The sequence below is a fragment of the Paucisalibacillus globulus genome, assembly GCF_900184735.1.
Lineage (GTDB): Bacteria > Bacillota > Bacilli > Bacillales > Amphibacillaceae > Ornithinibacillus > Ornithinibacillus globulus_B.
In genome coordinates this window covers 287,408-308,880 of record NZ_LT855386.1, presented here as the reverse complement: position 1 = coordinate 308,880, position 21,473 = coordinate 287,408, and the positions used below count along the sequence as shown (strand labels likewise).

Sequence of the window (21,473 nt, the reverse complement as noted above, 5' to 3'; positions counted from 1 at the left end):
CGATTTGTATGAGCTAAACTTTAGTTGTATTAAAAATTGTACCAGTAATTTTTGCGAAGTTTATGTAACAGTTTCATTGTTCTTTTTTATACCAGGATTAACACCTGTGTTTCACACATATACAAAATCAGCAAATAGGTACAGATTTTCCTTGATTTTGGGAAGGATAGTAAAGATTATTTTAAAAAGGATATAAGAAAGGAAGAGGTGAACTATTTTGAAACACGTTTTAGAGAGTGTTGAAAGTCAGTTCGAAATGTTCCAGATTCTTAATGAAGATGGAAAGATTGTCAATAAGGATGACATGCCAGATTTATCAGATGATGAATTAAAAGAGCTTATGAGAAGAATGGTTTATACTCGCATTCTTGATCAACGTTCTATCGCATTAAATCGTCAAGGACGTTTAGGATTCTATGCACCAACTGCTGGTCAAGAGGCATCACAATTAGGGAGTCACTTTGCACTTGAGAAAGATGACTATATCTTACCTGGATACCGTGACGTTCCTCAGTTGATTTGGCATGGTTTACCACTTTATCAAGCATTCCTATTCTCTAAAGGACATTTCCACGGAAACCAAATGCCAGAGGGAGTTAATGCTCTTCCACCACAAATTATCATTGGTGCACAATATGTACAGGCTGCCGGTGTTGGATTAGGACTTAAAATGCGTGGTAAGAAAAATGTTGCGATCACATATACAGGTGATGGTGGTACATCACAAGGTGATTTCTATGAAGGTATTAACTTTGCTGGTGCATATGGCGCTCATAATATCTTTGTCGTTCAAAATAACGGATTCGCTATCTCTGTGCCTAGAGAGAAACAAACTGCTGCTAAAACATTAGCGCAAAAAGCTATCGCTGCTGGTATCGAAGGAATCCAAGTTGATGGTATGGATGTACTAGCTGTTTATGCTGCTACAAAACATGCAAGAGAACGTGCTATTGCTGGTGAAGGACCAATGTTAATCGAAACTATTACTTACCGTTATGGTCCACATACAATGGCTGGTGATGACCCAACACGTTATCGCTCTGCAGATCTTGATTCAGAGTGGGAGAAAAAAGATCCATTAGTTCGTTTCCGTAAATTCCTAGAAGGTAAGAAGCTATGGTCAGAAGAAGAAGAAAATGAAGTGATTGAAAAGGCTAAAGATGATATTAAACAAGCTATTAAAAAAGCTGACCAACATCCTAAACAAAAAGTTACTGATTTTATTTCAAATATGTTCGAAACACTTCCTAGTAACTTAGTAGAACAAATGGAAGAGTATAAAGCAAAGGAGTCGAAGTAAACAATGGCACAAATGACAATGATTCAAGCAATCACTGATGCACTACGCGTGGAACTGAAAAATGACGAAAACGTGTTAGTGTTTGGTGAAGATGTCGGCCAAAACGGCGGTGTATTCCGTGCAACTGAAGGTCTACAAAAAGAATTCGGAGAAGATCGTGTATTTGATACGCCATTAGCTGAATCAGGAATTGGAGGACTTGCAATTGGTCTTGCACTTCAAGGATATCGCCCAGTACCTGAAATTCAGTTCTTCGGCTTTGTATATGAAGTAATTGATTCTATTAGTGGTCAAATGGCACGTATGCGTTACCGTTCAGGTGGTACACATACTGCACCAATTACTGTCCGTTCACCATTTGGTGGTGGAGTTCACACTCCTGAACTACATGCAGATTCATTAGAAGGGTTAATGGCTCAACAACCTGGACTAAAGGTAGTTATTCCATCTACACCATATGATGCAAAAGGATTATTAATTTCAGCTATTCGTGACAATGATCCTGTCATCTATTTAGAGCATATGAAACTATATCGTTCTTTCCGTGGTGAAGTTCCTGAGGGAGAATATACAATCGAACTTGGAAAAGCAGATGTGAAACGTGAAGGAAAGGACGTTACCATTGTAACCTACGGAGCTATGGTTCATGCTTCACTTAAAGCTGCAGAAGAACTTGAGAAAAGTGGTGTTGATGTAGAAGTTATCGACCTACGTACAGTTTCACCAATTGATATGGATACTATCTTAGAGTCAGTTAAGAAAACTAATCGTGTAGTGGTAGTACAAGAAGCACAACGCCAGGCTGGTATTGCTGCAAATGTTGTTGCAGAGATTCAAGAAAGAGCAATTTTACATTTAGAAGCTCCGGTATTACGTGTTACAGCACCAGATACGGTATACCCATTCTCTGAAGCAGAAGAAGTGTGGTTACCAAACTATAATGACATCATTGAAAAAGTAAACACTGTAGTGAATTTCTAATTATGATAGGAGGCTTTTCTTATGGCGTTTGAATTTAAATTACCAGATATCGGTGAAGGAATCCACGAGGGTGAGATTGTTTCATGGATGGTAAAAGAAGGCGACCAAGTAAAAGAAGACGATATACTTTGCGAAGTGCAAAACGATAAAGCTGTAGTAGAAATTCCTTCTCCTGTAGAAGGAACTGTTACAAAGATTTTCGTACAAGAAGGAGAAGTTGCAATAGTAGGTGATACGTTAATCTCCTTTGATGCTGAAGGCTATGAAGACTTAGGTGGATCTGATGAACCTGTAGAGGACGTTAAGGAAGAGTCACCAAAAGTAGAAGCTACCAATGTTCAAGCTGCCGAGTCTGCTGTTGATGATGGAAAGCGTATCATTGCTATGCCATCAGTTCGTAAATATGCTCGTGAGAACAATGTAAATATTAAACAAGTATCAGGATCAGGTAAGAATGGTCGAGTAACAAAAGAAGATGTAGATAGTTTCTTGAATGGTGGACAACCAGCTTCTGAGACAGTGGAAGCAGTTAATGAAGCAAAAACAGAAGCACCGGCATCACAAGCTAAAGCTCCTGTTTTAGAAGGAAGCTTCCCTGAAACACGTGAGAAAATGAGCCCAATCCGTAAAGCGATTGCTAAAGCAATGGTGAATTCTAAGTCTAAAGCTCCTCACGTAACATTAATGGATGAAGTAGATGTAACTGCTTTAGTAGCACATCGTAAGAAATTCAAGCAGGTTGCAATTGACCAAGGTATTAAATTAACTTATTTACCTTATGTAGTGAAAGCAATAGTATCAGCATTGAAACAATATCCTATTTTAAATGCTTCTATCGACGATGCAACAGAAGAAATCGTACAAAAGCATTATTATAATATTGGTATTGCAGCAGATACAGACAAAGGACTTCTAGTTCCTGTAGTGAAAAACGCTGACCGTAAATCTATTTTCGCAATTTCTGCTGAAATTAATGAATTGGCAGATAAAGCTAGAAATGGTAAACTAGCACCAGATGAGATGAAAGGTGCATCAAGTACAATTTCTAATATTGGTTCTGCTGGTGGTCAATGGTTTACTCCAGTTATTAACTATCCAGAGGCAGCTATTTTAGGTATCGGTCGAATTGCTGAAAAACCAATTGTGCGTGACGGAGAAATCGTTATTGCTCCTGTACTTGCAGTATCATTGAGTTTTGACCATCGTATCGTAGATGGTGCTACAGCTCAAATGGCCTTAAATCAAATCAAGCGATTATTAAATGATCCACAATTAATCATGATGGAGGCGTAAGGAATATGGTAGTAGGAGATTTTCCAATTGAACTAGACACACTGGTTGTTGGTGCAGGACCTGGGGGATATGTTGCAGCTATTCGCGCAGCACAGTTAGGTCAAAAAGTAACAATCGTGGATAAAGGAACTTTAGGTGGAGTTTGCTTAAATGTTGGTTGTATTCCATCAAAGGCATTAATCGAAGCTGGTCACTCTGTAGAGAAAGCTCAAGGAAACGAAGCTCTTGGTATTAAAACGGAGAAAGTTTCTGTCGACTTTGAAAAAGTTCAAGAGTGGAAAGCATCCGTTGTAAATAAACTAACGTCAGGCGTTGAGAGCCTATTAAAAGGTAACAAAGTGGACATCGTTAAGGGTGAAGTTTATTTTGTTGATCAAAATACAGTTAAAGTGATGGATGAGAAAACTTCTCAAACTTATACTTTTAAGAACTGTATTATTGCAACAGGATCTTCACCAATTGAAATTCCAACATTTAAGTTTTCTGACCGTGTATTAGATTCAACTGGTGCATTAAATCTTAAAGAGATCCCAAAGAAAATGGTAGTTATCGGTGCTGGTTACGTAGGGAGCGAACTTGGCTCTGCTTATGCTAACTTCGGTACGGAAGTTGTGTTCTTAGAAGGTGCTAAGGATATTCTAAGTGGTTTTGAAAAACAAATGACACAACTTGTTAAAAAACGCCTTAAGAATAAAGGTGCAACTATCGTAACAGAAGCTATGGCAAAAGGCGTTGAAGAGACTAAAGATGGTGTTAAAGTAACATATGAAGTTGGCGGTAAAGAAGAAACTGTTGAAGCAGATTATGTACTTGTAACGGTTGGTCGACGTCCAAACACTAGAGAAATTGGTCTTGAACAAGTAGGTATTGAAGTGGATGAAAGAGGACTAATCAAAGTCGATAAGCAATGCCGTACGAATAAATCTAACATTTATGCGATCGGTGATATCGTTGCCGGTGCTCCACTTGCTCATAAAGCATCTTACGAAGGTAAAATTGCTGCTGAAGCAATTAGTGGAGAAAAATCAGAGGTTGATTACATCGGTATGCCGGCAGTAGCTTTCGTTGAACCTGAACTTGCTTCAGTTGGTTTAACTGAAAAAGAGGCTAAAGATGCTGGTTATAATGTTAAAGTTGCTAAGTTCCCATTTGGTGCAAATGGCCGTGCGTTATCTCTTAATGCAACGGATGGCTTCTTAAAATTAGTAACTCGTAAGGAAGATGGATTAGTATTAGGTGGTCAAATTGCTGGACCAAACGCTAGTGACATGATTTCTGAGATTGGATTAGCCGTTGAAGCTGGTATGACTGCTGAAGATATAGCATTAACCATCCATGCTCACCCAACTTTAGGTGAAATTACGATGGAAGCTGCTGAGGTAGCATTAGGTACACCAATTCATATGCTTTAAGAATGGCGTAAAAAGAGTGATGTGCATACATCACTCTTTTTACTATTTCTGTAAGTTATCTTCTGCTAACTTTTTCTTCTCATCTCCATCTCTTTTACTTCCTGCTTAAACGACTTTAACAATGAGGCTACTATTAGAAGCATAATAATGGTAAATGGGAAGGCTGCTATTATAGAAGCGGTTTGTAGAGCACCTAAACCACCTTGCCAAAGTAAAACAGCTGCTGCGCCAGATTGAATAATTCCCCATATCAGCTTGACTGAATTTGGAGGATCTAATCGTCCCCCGGTAGTTTGCATTCCAAGTACGAATGTAGCTGAATCGGCAGAAGTTATGAAGAAAGTGCTGATTAGTAAGATTGCGAGAAGAGAAATTAACGTGCTAAGTGGTAGATTCTCTAATACTGCAAATAAAACTGTTTCTTCTCCTAACTCATTCACAAAACGATATATATCCTTACCCTCAAAAAACTCAAGATGAATTGCTGAACCACCAAAGACTGAAAACCAGAGTGCTCCAAATATAGTTGGTACAAGTAATACACCAAGAACAAACTCTCTTATTGTTCTACCACGAGAAACCCGTGCAATAAAAGTTCCTACAAATGGAGCCCAAGCAATCCACCACGCCCAATAAAAAATTGTCCAGCCTTTAATCCATTCTGTATTATCTTCATTAAAAGGAGTCATACGAAAACTCATGCTAGGTAAATTTTGAATATAGTTCCCAAAAGAAGTAGTGAAGAAATTGAGAATGAAGTTGGTTGGGCCAAGTATTAGTACAAATACCATCAGAGCAAAAGCAAAGATAATATTTGCGTTACTTAAATACTTAATACCTTTATTCACTCCGGTTGATGCAGACAACATGTATAACACTGTAACAACAATGATAATAATCATCTGGTATATAAAATTTTGATCAATTCCAAATACAAACGATAATCCTCCACTTATTTGTATAGCCCCGAAGCCTAAAGATGTTGCTACCCTAAATACTGTTGCAAACACAACTATACAATCAACAATCGTACCCCAAACATTTTTCCCTTTTTCACCAAATAAAGGTACTAATATGCCGCTAACCAAACCAGAAGACTTTTTTCGAAACTTAAAATAAGCAAGTGCAAGTGCGATTGTTGCATATACTGCCCAAGGGTGCAGCCCCCAATGGAAAAAGCTATATTGCACTGCAGTTTTAGCTGAACTACTAGTTCCTGGTTCACCATATGGTGGATTATGAAAGTGAGATAGTGGCTCGGCAGCCCCCCCAAAAAACTAATCCGATCCCCATACCAGCACTAAACAACATAGCAAACCAAGTAAGGTAGGAATATTCTGGTTCATCATTGGGTTTCCCTAATTTAATCTTGCCATATTTAGAATAGATGAGAAATAGAGAAAAGAATAGGAAAAAGGATGCACTAATTAAATAAAACCACCCAAAATTTTCTACGATAACACTTTGTAGATTAGATGTAACATTTTCTAGGTTGCCCTCCGGGAGAATGGTATCTGGTATTACGCCCCAAATAATAAATAAAATACTAATGATAACGGAAATGTAAAAAACCTTTGATACTTTATTCATCTAATATATCCTTTCTTATGCTTAAAGAATTGTGTATGTACTTACTATTTCCAACTATTTCGGAACTATTTTATATTTTTTTGTCCAACCTAATTATAGGTTGTCTTGTATTTTATGGTTGATTATTCTAAAATTAACTTGGCATCAGACAACAGGAGGGAATCATATGAAAAAGGCACTAGTAATCATGTTTATATCGATACTCATACTTCTCCTAGCTTCATGTACGAGTACTGATAAAGAACAAGATGAACAACCAATTGAAGAAAAGGGTTCGGAAACTAACAACTCGTTAGAGAAAGATAGTGAAACGGTGGAAGAAGATAATAATTCAGATAATATGGAAGTGGAGGAAGAAGCCGAAGAGGAAATAGATAAAGATACTGTTGCCCAGTACCGGGTTGCAGATGACTGGTCATTAGTCCCAATAAATGAGGGAACCAATGAAAAAGTCGTATTACTTACAATTGACGATGCTCCTGAAAAATATTCACTTGAAATGGCAAAAACTTTAAAAGAGTTAAATGCAGGTGCAATATTCTTTGTGAACGGACATTTTATTGATACACCGGAAGAAGCGGAAGTATTGAAACAGATTCATGATATGGGGTTTGTTATAGGTAACCACACCTATAACCATGTTAATTTAAAGGAAATTGAGAATGATACCGAGAAGCAAAGAGCTGAGCTAGTTAATTTAAACGATAGAATGGAAGAAATAATAGGTGAAAGACCTAAATTCTTTCGAGCGCCACATGGAGTCAATACTGAGGAATCAAAAAAGATAGTAGAGGAAGAGAAGATGGTTCTAATGAATTGGTCCTATGGATACGATTATTTTCAACCTTACTTTGATAAGGATAAATTAGTTACGGCAATGGTAACGGGGGAAGGTCCAGAAGTCGATGTACCTTACTCCTTATTAAAGGATGGGGCAAATTTATTAATGCATGATCGTGAGTGGACGAATGAAGCATTAAAAGAAATTGTTATCGGGCTTCGGGAAAGAGGCTATGAAATACTTGATCCAAATTTAATTGAAACAATTAAATAAATATTTTTACCAGTAGAGAAATTCTACTGGTTCTTCTTTGTGTTAATGTGTTATACTATTTATGCAATATGACATAATTATTGCATATAATGATAAATAAAGACATACTTAAGTGAAGAGGAGCTGAGATTAATGGGTACTATTATTTGTCAGCAATGCCAAGAAACGATTGAACACTTTGAAAATAATAAGGTTACAGTTCTTTATGGCACATGCCCCACTTGTAAGTCAAACCCAAATAAGTAGCAGGTTACAATTACACATAATCACTATTCCTCTCCAAAGTTACACAGTTGTGTAACTTTTTTTCTGTTTTGTAAATAGTATCGATTATTAAATTAGCAAACACTTATTGGGAAGTGATACGATTGTATAAACAATGAAAATTAAATGAAGAGGAGAAGTGAACTGTGAAAACAAGAATTACTGAGATATTTAAAATCAAATATCCCATCATTCAAGGTGGTCTAGCATATCTAGCATATGCTGAATTAGCCGCTGCCGTATCTAATGCCGGTGCACTAGGGCAAATTACAGCAATGAGTCTAGAGAGTCCTGAAGCCTTAAGGAATGAGATATTAAAAGTGAGAAATCTTACTAATAAACCGTTCGGTGTTAATTTTGCTATTGGTCAATATAATCGTCCATTTGAACAAATGGTTGAAGTTGCTATAGAGGAAAAGGTGGAAGTCATCTCGGTAACAGGTGGGAATCCAAAAGGTGTCCTGGAGATGGTTAAAGGACATCCAATAAAAACATTAGTTTTAGTGGCTGCGAAAAGACAAGCTCAGAAGGCTGAGGAATTAGGTGCTGATGCTGTAATAGTTGTTGGACATGAAGGTGGTGGTCACCTAGGGCGGTCAGATACGGGCACAATTGTTTTAACTCCAAAAGTTGTAGATAGTGTATCTATTCCTGTAGTTGCTTCAGGTGGTATTGTTGATGGAAGAGGTTTGATGGCTGGGTTAGCATTAGGTGCAGAAGGAATTGAAATGGGAACCAGATTTATTGCAACCAAGGAATGTGTTCACGCACATCCAGTTTATAAGCAAGCTATACTTGATGCTGATGAAAATGCAACTGTTGTGATTAAGCGTTCACTTGGAGCTCCAGCACGTGCCATAAAGAATTCATGGACGGATAAAATATTAGAATTAGAAGAAAAAGAGGTAGGGTATGAAGGATTAAAAGAGTACATAAGTGGTAGGGCTAATAGGAATTATATATATGATGGTAAAGCAGATCTTGGATTTGGTTGGGTAGGTCAAGGAGCTCTTGGAATACAAGATTTACCGACAGTTCAAGAACTAATAGACAGAATGATGATCGAAGCAGAAGAAGTTAAAAATAAGTGGAGTATGTGAGGTGAGTTAGCACTTGAATTATTCTTATCCAGTTGATCTAAGTTGGTCAAAAGATGAAATTATTGATGTAATACAATTCTTCTCATTGGTTGAACAAGCTTACGAGAAAGGAATAGAACGAGAGATATTGCTCGCAGGATATCGTAAATTTAAGCAAGTAGTACCATCAAAGAGCGAGGAAAAGAAGTATTTTGCTGATTTTGAAAAGGATTCAGGATATTCGAGCTATCAAACCATGAAAAAAGCTAGAGATAGTGAAAGCATTATTGTGAAGATGAGATAAAAGGTCTCTCCTAATTGGAGAGACCTTTTATGCTTGTAGAGCCATTTGATAAAAAGGAATCAAAGAATCATAAGTTTCTTTAATGAGTCCCACTAATTCGTCCCCGTTCGAGACAATTGGGTCATTGGATGATACATGTCTTCCGATGAGAAATTCACCCTTTTTAACATCACGAAATCGTTCCAAATGAGATTTTTCAAGTTCATCTAGGTTTATAGAATCCTTTTTCATATGATCTAATGAGACCACAAAATCCTTTGGCAAGTTTTTTAGTTCTTTATAATTACTAAGAAAGCTTTTCGCTATCTCCTGTTTATTATCCAATTCATAAATACAAGCTAGCCAAATAAATAAATGATCGTCAAACAGTCCCACTTGGAAATGTGGATGTTTTTTATACCCTCTTTTATTGTGAGAAATTGCTAACCAAGTATCTTTAGGTGGATTCACTGTTCTTCTAGCGTGTTTTGCGATATGTAGAAAAACCTCATTTCCTAAATTACTTGACAAATGGTCCACTAATTCTTCGCCAATTGTTTGAAACTTTGGTTGAATACGTGATTGAATAGCTTCCATTCGCTTATCTAATCCATCTATTTGAAATGTATCGAAGTCTGATCTGACAAAGCCTATTAAATTCATTTACTAAACACCTTTCTATTAACTTAGATTACATTTATTATTATGAGCAACTTAATATAAACAAGTCAAGCATAAGTGTTTGCAGGTTGATTAACCTAAGAACGAATTTTGATAAATCTCATATATATAAAGAAAACAGACTGAATGTTCATGAAAACATGGACAACTAAAGTGTTATTTTTTTCAAAATCTGTTCGAAAGGATGTGGAGTTTTTGAAATATATACTAGAAGAAGTCAGAAAGAATGAAGAAAAAGAAAAAATCCCCGTAATCCGAATGGAAATTGATTATGAATTATTAACCTTATATGATGCATTACAAGCCGAGGATAAAGTTCAAATAATAAAATCCAAAGAAAAATTAAAACTATTAAGAAAGAAATTATTATCCTTACTCGATAAGTAACACAAATAGCTCAAGGAACAATAAATGCTTCCTTGAGTTATTTGTGCGAAGCTTCATATGTATACTCAATTATTTTATTTTGATACTATTAATAGTAGTAGCTAATAAATGGAGGCCATTACATAATGAATAAAATAACACAAGATAAAATTTATAACAAAGCAAAAGAATGGATCTTGGAAGCAGGAAAAACGATAAGAACAAAGATTAATGATCCGATTGAAATAGGGTCGAAATCCAATCCAAATGATTTGGTTACATCAATGGATAAGAATACTGAAAAATATTTTCTGGAAAAAATTAAAACTACTTTTCCTGAACATCTTTTGATTGGGGAAGAGGGGTTTGGTGATGATGTAAAGACACTAGATGGTACCGTTTGGATTATTGATCCCATTGACGGTACGATGAATTTTGTTCAACAAAAACGTAATTTTGCAATCTCGGTTGCAATCTATTATAACGGAGTAGGGGAAATAGGACTTATCTATAATGTAATGGAGGATGAGCTTTATTCGGCTAAACGTGGAGAAGGAGCATATAAGAATGATTTAAAACTCTCCCGATTAGCACAACCTGCTATATTAGAAGAATCAGTAATAGGATTGAATCATCTATGGTTATGTGAAAACAGATTAGTGAATGAAAAAATAATGCAGGAATTGGTAAAGACAGCTCGTGGTTCAAGAACGTATGGGTCTGCTGCTTTAGAGTTCGCTTTTGTTGCAGAAGGTGTTTTAGAGGGATATTTAACCATGGGTCTTTCACCATGGGATTTTGCAGCAGGGATGATCTTAGTTCATGAAGTGGGTGGTGTAACTACGAATATTGCTGGTGAACCGATTAAGATGTTAGAAAGAAATTCTGTGTTTACTGGTCACCCAGATATTCACCAACGTATACTAAATGATTTCTTAATTAAAGCAAAAAAGTGACTCACGCGTGTGAGCCACTTTTTCTTTTCTTGGCAATTCCTGCACCCATTATGCCAAAACCTAAAGCAATAAATAACAGAATTAGCCAAATACTTCTTAACGCAATTGCAAATCCAACGCCAATAAACATAGAAACAACGAGCAATGCTAAAAGTAAAGCCGGTATATTAATATTTCTCATAAAAACACTCCTTCTAGTGTACATAACAAGTATAAGACTTTTTATAAACTAGTTCAAAGTATTTTATTCAGTGTCAGCAAAGTTGAATAATATTACTAAGGCCATTTTCTAATAGTTTTGTTGTTATACATAATTGATAGAAACTGTGCGGTACTTAAGATGCTTGTCACGGCACCATCCCCGCTACGGAAATGCACTCCGCTTTCCGCGGGCGGCTGGTGAGCCTCCTCGTGCTAACGCACTGCGGGGTCTCACCGATGCCTATCCTCCAGCAGAAAGCGGAGTATTCTGCCGGAGCGGTGTCGTACCGCTATACCCATTATTAACTAATGGTATCTGAACTAATTATCTCCGTGCAAATATTTACTAGCTTTCGAGCACAGCTATTACTAAGGAGTGAGTGATTATTAAAAGACTATGCTAGCAAGTTTACTTGAAATTTAGTATGATTAGATTTGAACATACATAATGGGGGATTCACATGGTCTATGATTTTATTATGCAACACTATGGTGTTGAGCAATTATTTAATATTTTATACCCACTCAACTTTATTCTTGCTGCTTTAGCATATAAGTTAGGTTTCGCCAAAAAGTTACCTATCTTAAAATCGATTATCGTTTATATTTTGTTAGCAATAGGTATATTCGTATTGTACATATTGTTTTATGTTTGGTCGGTAGCAACAGGTGGTTCGCCACTGCCATTAACAGAAAGCTTAGTAATAATATGTTTAGTTTTAGGTGTCTACCGTGCTCGCTTACACCTACAACGTAAAAGTAAAAAAACGACATAATTAAAAGAGGCTTATCAGGTCAGAAACCTGATTGTGCCTCTTCTTCATTTAGAACGTAGTGTTATATTAATTCATCTTCTTTTTTCTTTTCTTCATATAAACGAAACTTCCCAGTTGAATGGCGATCCAATGTTTTTTCTTTGATCCTTTTATTACAACTTTGACATAAATACATATGGGTTTTTCGGTTTCGTAATCTTTTTGCCTCTAGGGAATAATCATCTATATTTTCAACTAAATCACATAAAACACATTTAACTTGCATCTTACCACCTCGAGAGTTAAAGAACTGTATATTAACTATATCATATCTCTATGAAAAATGTTTAATTTCATCATAAAAGAGGAACATTAAAATAAACGGTAGAAAGGATGATAGAGTGAAAAAGCGGTATGTAGTTTCAGCGTTAGGACTTGGTGTAGCGGGGTATCTAATGGGAACTAAAACTAAAAAAAATCATTCCTCATTAACAGATTCACAAGAGATAGATGAGGATTTAACATTTTATAATGCGGGTAAACCAGATCAAGTAGACGATCTGGAATTAGATCAATTAGAAAATGCCAAGATGGTCTCAGAAGGTTCTCAATTCGGAGTTCAGTATTATAATAATATCAAAGCAAACGAGTAAATATAAAAGATGAGGCATCCAAACCGGATACCTCATCTTTTTATTCATCTCTTTTTTCTCGATAATTCTCGGATTGTTCATTTTCAATATCATCCATTTTTTTCTGTTCTTTTTCATCATCGATTATTTCCTTGTTTTGATCTGGTTCCTCTGGTTGGTCTTCTGTTATTGGAAAGTCTGGCATATACCTACCGACGATCGCTGCCACTTCATCAATAATTCCTTGTACAGGATATCCTTGCTTTATCTTATCATTCATCCCACGGATTCTTTCATTGATATCTGCGTCAGCAACTACTACAGCAGTTCTTCCATAAGGGTCATGTTGCAGTGCCTCAAGAACAGAATATTTTATAGTTCCGACCCTTGAACGGTCTAATTCCTTATCTACATCAATTCCAACGATTGCATAAGGTCCAACTACAATGGAAACAGCATCATTTACTTCTGGTACCTCACTTGCAACATGTGCTAAATGATTCGCAATCTGTTCATTAGAAAGGTCTCGCTCTTCTCTAGGAGCTGAGTTTTTTACATTTATAATTCGGTCATCCGGGTTTTCTTTTTCAGTTGGTAAAGAATGCTCTTCATTATCCTGAGCACAACCCATAAGTAGTAAAAAGCTTAAGGCTAGTATTCCTAGTCGAATAAACATCTAACACTCCTCCTATTTAGTGTATATAAAGGGGAAATACCTTACGGTTATTTTGAGTATTAGATGTTAAATTATACAACTTATTAAAAAAGAGGATATGAATTAAGAAGTAACTCTTAATATATCCTCGATTATCCTATGTAAGTTTAAGATTAATTAATTATAATCTTTTTAACTCCTTTTATCGGTTTATCCTTATTAGTACCATCCTTAAATAAAAGATGTACCGGGCCGTCTTCTTTTAGTGGTTTTCCATCAATCGCAAATAATAAATAGCTATTATATAATTGCTCAACGGTCATAGTAACATCACCATTATCTGTATCAAGTGTAACTTTGTTTGAACCTGATTTAATCTCAGCATAATCTAAAAAGTCATTTATGGGCATTAAATAAGAATACTTTAAGATGTTCTCTCTTTCGTGTTTTGTTAAGCTTTTATTTACAGGAGGTTTTGCCGTTCTACCTATAGCGTTTTCCCATCTTTCTGCAGCTAGTTTTGCTTCGTCAACCTCATCTTTTTTCTGGTTATTTGTAAACGCCTCTTCTAAAATAATTTTGCGATCATCAAATATCCAAACGGTTGGATCCATTGTAATCTGATATGCTACATTTCCTTGTATAGGAACAATCATGTTTTTCCACCTTTCCTAAAGAAATCTTTCACCTATTAAGAATATCAGAGATAACCATTAATTGAAAAGACAAAGAGTTTTTAAGTAATATTAATGGTTTAATGTGAAACTAACATTTGCATTTTACTGGTGTAAACGATAATATAATAGTAGAGGAATGTATGATTAAACAAGAAACAAGCTTATAAAATAAACAGGTAGGTTTGTTTTTGGTGGAGGGGATAATTGTGATACAAAAGGTTACGATCGATCATCGTGAAAAAGCCTATGCCCTTCTAAAGGCTGATGCTGATAAGATCTTGCGGCTTATTGAAGTTCAAATTGATAACCTTACCATGCCGCAATGTCCATTATATGAGGAAGTTTTAGATACTCAAATGTTTGGTCTCTCTAGAGAGATTGACTTTGCAGTACGATTAAACTTAATTAATGAAGATGAAGGAAAAGCTCTTTTGGAAAACCTTGAGAGACGATTAAACATACTTCATGATGCGGCACAAAAGTCTGTGTAATACCACTAATTTCGTGTGGGAGTATTTTGTGTTTAAAAACTTTGCCTACATATGGAATGGCAAGGTTTTTTTGTTTAATAGTACAAGTTTACAGGTTTTGTAAACATAGAGAAATAAATTAGTCAGCTATAAATGCAAATTGGAGAGGGACAAGATGTTTCGAAAATTAAAAGATTGTGACTTTACACTACTGATTGCACCAATTGTCTTATCTGGATTTGGTATTGTGATGATATATAGTGCCAGCATGGTAATGGCTGTTGTGGTCGAAGGAAATGAAAGCACACATTATTTAGTAAGGCAGTTACAGTGGTTTGGACTAGGATTAGTTGGATTTTTGTTTTGTACCCTTTTTCCTTATAGGAAATATCAAAAACTAATCAAGTTGATTGTATTGGGGATTATATTCTTATTAATTGCTGTTCGACTATTTGGTTATAGTGCAGGTAATGCTAAATCTTGGATTAGTATTGGACCACTTAATCTTCAACCTTCAGAATTTGCAAAACTTGGTATTATTATGTATCTTGCTTCTGTCTATTCCAAAAAACAAGCATACATAAACAATTTTAAAAGAGGTGTACTTCCGCCATTAATATTAACCGGAATTATTTTAGGACTAGTTGTTGCTCAACCAGATATTGGTACAGCTGCTATTATTTTCCTAATTGCTTGTTCGGTTATATTTAGTTCTGGAATACGATTTAAGCATTTGTTTTTACTTATTGCAATAGGATTAATACTGTTGGCAATAGCGATTCCAAGTATGGTCACAGATGAACGAATCAGTCGTTTTACTGGGGCGTATCAACCTTTTGAGTCACCACAGCATGATGGTTATCAACTTATACAATCTTATGTTGCTATAGGAGTTGGAGGGTTGACTGGAGAAGGACTTGGACAAAGTGTGCAGAAGCTAGGGTATTTATTTGGACCACACACAGATTTCATTATGGCTGTTATTGCAGAGGAGTTAGGGTTTATAGGTGTGGTAATTGTAATTGGACTTCTTGCAACAATTGTAATAAGAGGAATATTCATTGCTCGAAAATGTAATGATAGTTTTGGTGCTTTACTAGCAATTGGGATTTCCTCTATGATTGGAATTCAAACGTTCATCAATCTTGGTTCTGCTAGTGGGATTTTACCGATAACTGGTGTAACACTACCCTTTGTAAGCTATGGTGGATCTTCATTATTAATATTATTAGCTTCCATGGGTGTATTAAATAATATTGCTATGACTGTTAAAAAGAAAGAACGGGAACTTGCTCCTGTAAGTGAAAATGATATTCCAAATAATCGGTTTATTAAAGGAGGAACAAAATGGTCAAGTTAAATAAAATTAAGAAGGTTCTTGTAGCCAATCGTGGTGAAATTGCAATACGAGTATTTAGAGCATGTACAGAACTAAATATTCGTACGGTTGCGATCTATTCTAAAGAAGATTTAGGCTCTTATCACCGTTATAAAGCAGATGAATCCTACCTTGTGGGTGAAGGTAAAAAACCAATCGATGCTTACTTAGATATTGAGGGAATAATTGAAATAGCTAAACGTGTTGGAGTGGATGCAATTCATCCTGGGTATGGTTTTCTTTCGGAGAATATCGAATTCGCCAAGCGTTGCGAAGAAGAAGGGATTATCTTTATTGGACCAACAAGTGAGCACTTGAATATGTTTGGCGACAAAGTAAGAGCAAGAAGCCAAGCAGTTAAAGCAGGTTTACCAGTTATACCGGGTACGGATGGTCCAGTAACTTCACTAGAAGAAGTAGAATCCTTTGGTGATACATATGGATATCCAATTATTATAAAAGCCTCACTGGGTGGAGGCGGCCGCGGTATGCGTATTGTAAGAAGTGCTAATACCGTAAGAGAAAGTTATGAGCGAGCGAAGTCTGAGGCAAAAGCGGCTTTTGGTAGTGATGAAGTTTATGTTGAAAAATTAATAGAACAACCAAAACATATAGAGGTACAGATTATTGGTGATCAGTTCGGTAATATTGTACATTTATACGAACGAGATTGCTCCATACAAAGAAGACATCAGAAATTAGTAGAGGTTGCACCTAGTTTATCATTATCAGAAGAATTAAGAGAAAGAATCTGTGATGCAGCTGTACAATTAATGAAAAATGTCGATTATCTAAATGCAGGTACTGTTGAGTTTTTAGTAAAAGACAATGAATTCTATTTTATTGAAGTTAATCCACGTGTTCAGGTAGAACATACTATAACAGAATTAATAACTGGGGTAGATATTGTTCAAACTCAGATTAAAGTTGCAGATGGTCAAAATATTCATGAACCCTCTATTGGAATTCCGGAACAAGATAAAATATCAACACAGGGTTATGCAATACAATCCCGAGTAACAACAGAGGACCCATTAAATAACTTTATGCCAGACACAGGTAAGATTATGGCTTACCGAACTGGTGGAGGATTTGGCGTTCGACTTGATGCAGGAAATGGCTTCCAAGGTGCAGAAATTACTCCACATTATGATTCTTTATTAGTTAAAGTTTCAACATGGGCATTAACCTTCGAGCAAACTGTACAAAAGATGGTTCGTAACTTAAAAGAGTTTCGTATTAGAGGAATTAAGACAAATATTCCATTTTTAGAAAATGTTATGCTTCATCAGCAATTTATTACTGGAGAGTACAATACAACATTTATTGATGAGACTCCTGAATTATTTGTTTTTCCAAAACGTAAAGACCGTGGTACTAAAATGCTTACCTTTATTGGGGAAACAACTGTAAATGGTTTTGAAGGAATTACTAAAAAAGCAAAACCAGCATTTGATAATCCTATTGTTCCTAAGTTCGACCACCTCGATTATACGAATGGAACAAAGCAAATCCTAGATGAAAAAGGTCCTGAGGGCTTAGCTAATTGGTTAAAGGATCAGAAGGAAGTACTACTGACTGATACAACTTTCCGTGATGCTCATCAATCTTTATTAGCAACTCGTATTCGTACGAAGGATTTAGAAAAAATTGCTGAGCCAACAGTAAAGCTTTTGCCAAACTTATTCTCTGTGGAAATGTGGGGAGGTGCAACCTTTGATGTTGCATATCGCTTCCTGAAAGAAGATCCATGGGAAAGACTATTGTCCTTAAGAGAGAAGATGCCAAATGTACTTCTTCAAATGCTGTTAAGAGCAAGTAATGCAGTTGGCTATAAAAATTACCCTGATAATTTAATTGAAGAGTTTGTTGAGAAAAGTGCAAGTGCTGGAATTGATGTTTTTAGAATCTTTGATAGCTTGAACTGGGTAGAAGGTATGAGACCAGCTATTCAAGCTGTTCGAGATCAAAATAAAATTGCAGAGGTTGCGATGTGCTATACAGGAGACATTTTAGACCCAGCACGAACGAAATATGATTTAACTTACTACAAAAAACTTGCGAAAGAACTTGAACTTTCCGGTGCACATATTTTAGGCATTAAGGATATGGCTGGTTTATTAAAACCGGAAGCGGCATATCGCTTGATTTCTGAGTTGAAAGAAACAGTTGATATTCCAATTCATTTGCATACACATGATACAAGTGGTAATGGAGTCCATATGTATGCACGAGCAATTGATGCAGGAGTTGATGTTGTAGATGTTGCCAATGGCCCGATGGCTGGTTTAACATCACAACCAAGTGCACAGACCTTGTATCATGCATTAGAAGGTAAGGAAAGACAACCAAGAATTAACGTACAGAGTTATGAAAAACTAGGCAATTACTGGGAAGGTGTACGTGAATATTATCATGAATTTGAGAGTGGCATGAATGCACCACATACCGAGATTTATCAACATGAAATGCCTGGTGGACAGTATAGTAACCTTAAACAACAAGCCAAAGCAGTTGGCTTAGGTGAACGTTGGGATGAAGTGAAAACAATGTATCGCCGTGTCAATGATATGTTTGGTGATGTTGTTAAAGTAACTCCTTCTTCTAAGGTTGTAGGGGATATGGCGCTCTTCATGGTGCAAAATAATTTATCGGAAGACGATGTTTATGAAAAAGGTGATACGATTGATTTTCCGGATTCAGTTGTTGAGTTTGCAAGTGGTTATTTGGGCCAGCCATATCAAGGTTTTCCGAAAGAACTGCAGCGTATCATTCTAAAAGGTAGGAATCCTATTACGGAAAGACCAGGTCAATTATTAGAACCTATCAACTTCACACATATGAGAGATACATTATTTAAGACGTTGGACCGTCAAGTTACAAGCTTCGATATGATTGCTTATGCTTTATATCCAAAAGTATTTATGGATTATCATCATTTTTATGAAGAATATGGAAATGTATCTGTTCTTGATTCACCAACATTTTTCTATGGAATGAATATAGGTGAAATTATTGAGATAGAGATTGAGCAAGGAAAAACATTAATTGTGAAATTAATTTCCATTTCGCAACCAAGAGAAGATGGGACAAGGGTTGTTTATTTCGAGCTAAATGGTCAAGCGCGTCAGGTTATCATTCGAGATAAGAGTGTTCAGACGCAAGTTACATCGAGACCTAAGGCGGATAAAGGGAATGAGAAGCAAATTGGTGCTACTATGCCTGGAACAGTTCTTAAAGTTGTTTGTGAAAAAGGACAGGAAGTAGCCAAAGGTGATGAGTTAGTAATAACAGAAGCCATGAAAATGGAAACTACAGTTCAAGCGCCATTTAGTGGAGTAATTAAATCAATTCATGTTCATGATGGGGATTCAATTGAAGTTAATGATTTATTAATAGAAATTGAATGAAGATTGGCGGCCAAACTGGTCGCCTTTATTAACAATTAGATCTTGAATATAAGTACAGCTAACCAAAACTAGTCGTCATACTTTGATTAATCCAGGAAGCGGTACTACTCCTTGCTAAGTTACAAGACGTTATCCCAAGGAAATAATTAAAAGAACATTTTCTTACTAAGGATAAAGGAATTTGAGTTTTTCTAAGATGGGGAAAGTTACTAGGAAATTTGTCATTGTAATAACTTAACCTTAAACTGAAATTTATGCTACATCGGCGTCTAGATTTATAATCGTATGTTTAATTATAAAATATATTAAATTCATAAAATATGGTTAATAGGGATGAAATATATATGGATTTTTCAATAGATCGATCATCAAAAAAGCCTATCTACAAACAAATAGCTGAAAATATAGAAAAGGGTATTGCAACTGGAGAGTTTTCTCCTGATAACCCTTTGCCATCGGAGAGGGTATTAGCCAAGAAACTGAATGTCAATCGTAGCACTATTGTATCAGCTTATGATGAACTACAGTCTGTTGGTGTAGTGGAAAGGATAAAAGGAAGTGGCACGCGTATAAGTACAGACATATGGGGAATATCACATAAACGTATTCCAAACTGGGGGAGATATGTTGAAGATGGATCATTTCTCCCTAATCTTCCTTTAGTTCAGAAACTTCGTACAGAAACACAAAAAAATAAACTAATTAATTTAGCTAGTGGTGAATTAGCTCCAGACCTATTTCCTGCTGACCAATTTCGTTCAATTCTAACAGAGCATCCTTTCGATGGTCATTTAGGCTATGATCACCCACAGGGAAATGAAGGGCTACGTGAGACAATTTCTAATCACGTGAAAATTTATAAGAATATTTCTGTTACTCCTGAGTCTATACTCATTACTTCTGGCGCACAACAAGCCCTTCATCTAATCGTACAATGTTTGTTGAAACCAGGTGATACTGTTGCAATAGAAAATCCGTCATATTTTTATTCTTTGCCTGTATTTCAATCAGCTGGACTTAATACATTATTATTACCTGTTGATAAATATGGTGTGAATCCTGATGATATAATATCACTACAAAAAAAACATCGTATTCGAATGCTGTTTTTAAATCCTGATCATCAAAACCCAACCGGCACAAAAATGTCTGTAAATAGGCGGAAAAGAATATTAGAATTGTCTTCAGAATATGGTATCCCAATTATTGAGGATGATCCATATGGGTTAACTTCATTTAATGGGGATATAGGTCCAAATTTAAAGTCAATTGACTATAATGGAAATGTTGTGTATGTAAGTTCGCTTTCTAAGATAGTGGCATCTGGACTACGTATAGGATGGATTATTGGTCCACAAAAGGTTATTGAGCGTTTAGCAGATGCCAAACAACAAGTAGATTACGGGCATAGTATATTTCCTCAGTGGATCGCTAATGAGTATTTAAAATCCCCTGAGTTCGACAAACACATTTCGATGCTGAGAATTCAACTTAAGGAGAGAAGGGATTTATTGATAAATTCCTTATTAAGTATATCGAATGATCAAGAGAAGTTTATTATTCCAGAAGGTGGCATTCATTTATGGTATAAGTTGGATGAACAAATTAACGAATATAAGTTACTGGATGAATCTATAAAAAAGGGGGTAGCATTTGTTCCAGGGAAAATATTTGGTTCAGATAAAGGCTATGTACGTTTTACTTATGGTCGTGGAGAAAAGGATTTAATCAAAGAAGGTATTTCAAGATTTGCTAGTGTACTTACAGACTCATTTAATATATCAACCAAATAAATTACAATTTTATAAATTTACAGTGGCTCTTAGTAAAACTGAGGGTCATTTTTGTATAAAGAAATGCTAGTAGTGGTTGGGTGAAAAGTATTAGAACTGGAGGGTCAGTTTATTATTTATATTTATTATAATGAAAGATGTCCCGATAAATAGAATAGAAGACCGGGTACACTTAGATCAAATTTTGACCGTTTAGTAAAATAAAAGGGGAGTGATAAACAATGCTTAAAGCTGATGTAAAAA

The 21,473-nt window shown here is 35.8% G+C and carries 21 protein-coding genes and 1 pseudogene; 16 read left to right on the top strand and 6 right to left on the bottom strand.

Translation table 11 applies throughout. The features are described from left to right. The first annotated feature begins 256 nt into the window (after nt 1–256). From pdhA to lpdA, 4 genes are read left to right on the top strand one after another with little or no spacing between them, the layout of a single operon-like run. Nucleotides 257–1,300, top strand: coding sequence for a pyruvate dehydrogenase (acetyl-transferring) E1 component subunit alpha (gene pdhA, locus BN999_RS03655; RefSeq protein ID WP_176481886.1), 1,044 nt, complete (start codon nt 257–259; stop codon nt 1,298–1,300). A 3-nt stretch (nt 1,301–1,303) separates the two neighbouring features. Continuing rightward, nucleotides 1,304–2,281 carry an alpha-ketoacid dehydrogenase subunit beta gene (locus tag BN999_RS03650; RefSeq protein ID WP_096270033.1) on the top strand — a complete coding sequence of 326 codons (978 nt, stop codon included), beginning with the start codon at nt 1,304–1,306 and terminating at the stop codon, nt 2,279–2,281. 21 nt (nt 2,282–2,302) lie between these two features. Next, nucleotides 2,303–3,574: a dihydrolipoamide acetyltransferase family protein gene (locus BN999_RS03645; RefSeq protein ID WP_096270032.1), complete on the top strand. Its 1,272-nt coding sequence runs from the start codon at nt 2,303–2,305 to the stop codon at nt 3,572–3,574. Between the two features lie 5 nt (nt 3,575–3,579). Beyond that, nucleotides 3,580–4,986, top strand: a complete 1,407-nt coding sequence (lpdA, locus tag BN999_RS03640) for a dihydrolipoyl dehydrogenase (RefSeq protein ID WP_096270031.1) — start codon at nt 3,580–3,582, stop codon at nt 4,984–4,986. A gap of 65 nt (nt 4,987–5,051) precedes the next feature. On the opposite strand, the pseudogene BN999_RS03635 reads toward lpdA, so the two are convergent. Continuing rightward, nucleotides 5,052–6,576 (bottom strand): annotated as a pseudogene (locus BN999_RS03635) (glycine betaine uptake BCCT transporter). 166 nt (nt 6,577–6,742) lie between these two features. Between BN999_RS03635 and BN999_RS03630 the strand changes: the two are divergent. The 4 genes from BN999_RS03630 (at nt 6,743) to BN999_RS03615 (ending at nt 9,277) form a co-directional block, all read left to right on the top strand. Then, nucleotides 6,743–7,630, top strand: coding sequence for a polysaccharide deacetylase family protein (locus tag BN999_RS03630; RefSeq protein ID WP_096270030.1), 888 nt, complete (start codon nt 6,743–6,745; stop codon nt 7,628–7,630). 132 nt (nt 7,631–7,762) lie between these two features. After that, nucleotides 7,763–7,876 carry a GapA-binding peptide SR1P gene (locus tag BN999_RS03625; protein WP_096270029.1) on the top strand — a complete coding sequence of 38 codons (114 nt, stop codon included), beginning with the start codon at nt 7,763–7,765 and terminating at the stop codon, nt 7,874–7,876. 164 nt (nt 7,877–8,040) lie between these two features. Continuing rightward, nucleotides 8,041–8,994: an NAD(P)H-dependent flavin oxidoreductase gene (locus BN999_RS03620; protein ID WP_096270028.1), complete on the top strand. Its 954-nt coding sequence runs from the start codon at nt 8,041–8,043 to the stop codon at nt 8,992–8,994. Between the two features lie 13 nt (nt 8,995–9,007). Continuing rightward, nucleotides 9,008–9,277 (top strand): UPF0223 family protein, encoded by a 270-nt coding sequence (locus tag BN999_RS03615; protein ID WP_096270027.1) that lies wholly within the window; start codon nt 9,008–9,010, stop codon nt 9,275–9,277. A gap of 27 nt (nt 9,278–9,304) precedes the next feature. Here BN999_RS03615 and BN999_RS03610 read toward each other — a convergent pair whose 3' ends face one another. After that, entirely contained in the window at nt 9,305–9,919 is a 615-nt protein-coding gene (locus tag BN999_RS03610) for a YktB family protein (protein WP_096270026.1), read from the bottom strand. Nucleotides 9,920–10,069: 150 nt separating this feature from the next. Between BN999_RS03610 and BN999_RS03605 the strand changes: the two genes are divergently transcribed. Together BN999_RS03605 and BN999_RS03600 are read left to right on the top strand one after the other, a co-directional pair. Continuing rightward, nucleotides 10,070–10,324, top strand: coding sequence for a hypothetical protein (locus BN999_RS03605; protein WP_306418993.1), 255 nt, complete (start codon nt 10,070–10,072; stop codon nt 10,322–10,324). A gap of 125 nt (nt 10,325–10,449) precedes the next feature. Next, nucleotides 10,450–11,259, top strand: coding sequence for an inositol monophosphatase family protein (locus BN999_RS03600; protein ID WP_096270025.1), 810 nt, complete (start codon nt 10,450–10,452; stop codon nt 11,257–11,259). Between the two features lies 1 nt (nt 11,260). Here the strand turns inward: BN999_RS03600 and BN999_RS03595 are convergent, their stop codons facing one another. Beyond that, on the bottom strand, nt 11,261–11,440 hold the full coding sequence (locus BN999_RS03595; RefSeq protein WP_096270024.1) for a DUF5325 family protein: 180 nt from the start codon (nt 11,438–11,440) through the stop codon (nt 11,261–11,263). A 499-nt stretch (nt 11,441–11,939) separates the two neighbouring features. Here BN999_RS03595 and BN999_RS03590 point away from each other — a divergent pair, with 499 nt between their 5' ends. After that, nucleotides 11,940–12,236, top strand: a complete 297-nt coding sequence (locus tag BN999_RS03590; protein WP_255247390.1) for a YlaH-like family protein — start codon at nt 11,940–11,942, stop codon at nt 12,234–12,236. A 61-nt stretch (nt 12,237–12,297) separates the two neighbouring features. Here the strand turns inward: BN999_RS03590 and BN999_RS03585 are convergent, their stop codons facing one another. Further along, on the bottom strand, nt 12,298–12,501 hold the full coding sequence (locus BN999_RS03585; protein WP_096270022.1) for a YlaI family protein: 204 nt from the start codon (nt 12,499–12,501) through the stop codon (nt 12,298–12,300). A 115-nt stretch (nt 12,502–12,616) separates the two neighbouring features. Between BN999_RS03585 and BN999_RS03580 the strand changes: the two genes are divergently transcribed. Then, a complete protein-coding gene (locus tag BN999_RS03580) occupies nt 12,617–12,868 on the top strand; it encodes a hypothetical protein (RefSeq protein WP_096270021.1) in 252 nt (83 codons plus the stop codon). A 40-nt stretch (nt 12,869–12,908) separates the two neighbouring features. Here the strand turns inward: BN999_RS03580 and BN999_RS03575 are convergent, their stop codons facing one another. Further along, nucleotides 12,909–13,523, bottom strand: a complete 615-nt coding sequence (locus BN999_RS03575; protein ID WP_096270020.1) for a YhcN/YlaJ family sporulation lipoprotein — start codon at nt 13,521–13,523, stop codon at nt 12,909–12,911. 152 nt (nt 13,524–13,675) lie between these two features. Beyond that, entirely contained in the window at nt 13,676–14,158 is a 483-nt protein-coding gene (locus BN999_RS03570) for a hypothetical protein (RefSeq protein WP_096270019.1), read from the bottom strand. A gap of 230 nt (nt 14,159–14,388) precedes the next feature. On the opposite strand from BN999_RS03570, the gene BN999_RS03565 reads away from it, so the two are divergent. The 4 genes from BN999_RS03565 to pdxR all read left to right on the top strand — a co-directional run bounded on the left by BN999_RS03565 (nt 14,389) and on the right by pdxR (nt 21,230). Then, nucleotides 14,389–14,670: a YlaN family protein gene (locus BN999_RS03565; protein ID WP_096270382.1), complete on the top strand. Its 282-nt coding sequence runs from the start codon at nt 14,389–14,391 to the stop codon at nt 14,668–14,670. A gap of 154 nt (nt 14,671–14,824) precedes the next feature. Beyond that, nucleotides 14,825–16,009 carry a putative lipid II flippase FtsW gene (gene ftsW, locus BN999_RS03560; protein ID WP_096270018.1) on the top strand — a complete coding sequence of 395 codons (1,185 nt, stop codon included), beginning with the start codon at nt 14,825–14,827 and terminating at the stop codon, nt 16,007–16,009. Continuing rightward, nucleotides 15,997–19,437, top strand: a complete 3,441-nt coding sequence (gene pyc, locus BN999_RS03555) for a pyruvate carboxylase (protein ID WP_096270017.1) — start codon at nt 15,997–15,999, stop codon at nt 19,435–19,437. The genes ftsW and pyc overlap by 13 nt, the downstream gene beginning before the upstream one ends. A 344-nt stretch (nt 19,438–19,781) precedes the next feature. Continuing rightward, complete coding sequence (gene pdxR / locus BN999_RS03550) at nt 19,782–21,230, top strand: MocR-like pyridoxine biosynthesis transcription factor PdxR (protein WP_096270016.1); 1,449 nt, start codon at nt 19,782–19,784, stop codon at nt 21,228–21,230. The last annotated feature ends 243 nt before the right edge of the window (nt 21,231–21,473 follow it).

Coding starts and splice junctions, on each gene's coding strand:
- lpdA (WP_096270031.1), top strand. CDS start 3,580: ATGGTAGTAGGAGATTTTCCAATTGAACTAGACACACTGGTTGTTGGT.
- BN999_RS03610 (WP_096270026.1), bottom strand. CDS start 9,919: ATGAATTTAATAGGCTTTGTCAGATCAGACTTCGATACATTTCAAATA.
- BN999_RS03645 (WP_096270032.1), top strand. CDS start 2,303: ATGGCGTTTGAATTTAAATTACCAGATATCGGTGAAGGAATCCACGAG.
- ftsW (WP_096270018.1), top strand. CDS start 14,825: ATGTTTCGAAAATTAAAAGATTGTGACTTTACACTACTGATTGCACCA.
- BN999_RS03570 (WP_096270019.1), bottom strand. CDS start 14,158: ATGATTGTTCCTATACAAGGAAATGTAGCATATCAGATTACAATGGAT.
- BN999_RS03630 (WP_096270030.1), top strand. CDS start 6,743: ATGAAAAAGGCACTAGTAATCATGTTTATATCGATACTCATACTTCTC.
- BN999_RS03625 (WP_096270029.1), top strand. CDS start 7,763: ATGGGTACTATTATTTGTCAGCAATGCCAAGAAACGATTGAACACTTT.
- BN999_RS03595 (WP_096270024.1), bottom strand. CDS start 11,440: ATGAGAAATATTAATATACCGGCTTTACTTTTAGCATTGCTCGTTGTT.
- BN999_RS03590 (WP_255247390.1), top strand. CDS start 11,940: ATGCAACACTATGGTGTTGAGCAATTATTTAATATTTTATACCCACTC.
- BN999_RS03605 (WP_306418993.1), top strand. CDS start 10,070: ATGAAAACATGGACAACTAAAGTGTTATTTTTTTCAAAATCTGTTCGA.
- BN999_RS03585 (WP_096270022.1), bottom strand. CDS start 12,501: ATGCAAGTTAAATGTGTTTTATGTGATTTAGTTGAAAATATAGATGAT.
- BN999_RS03600 (WP_096270025.1), top strand. CDS start 10,450: ATGAATAAAATAACACAAGATAAAATTTATAACAAAGCAAAAGAATGG.
- pdhA (WP_176481886.1), top strand. CDS start 257: ATGTTCCAGATTCTTAATGAAGATGGAAAGATTGTCAATAAGGATGAC.
- BN999_RS03575 (WP_096270020.1), bottom strand. CDS start 13,523: ATGTTTATTCGACTAGGAATACTAGCCTTAAGCTTTTTACTACTTATG.
- BN999_RS03650 (WP_096270033.1), top strand. CDS start 1,304: ATGGCACAAATGACAATGATTCAAGCAATCACTGATGCACTACGCGTG.
- pdxR (WP_096270016.1), top strand. CDS start 19,782: ATGGATTTTTCAATAGATCGATCATCAAAAAAGCCTATCTACAAACAA.
- pyc (WP_096270017.1), top strand. CDS start 15,997: ATGGTCAAGTTAAATAAAATTAAGAAGGTTCTTGTAGCCAATCGTGGT.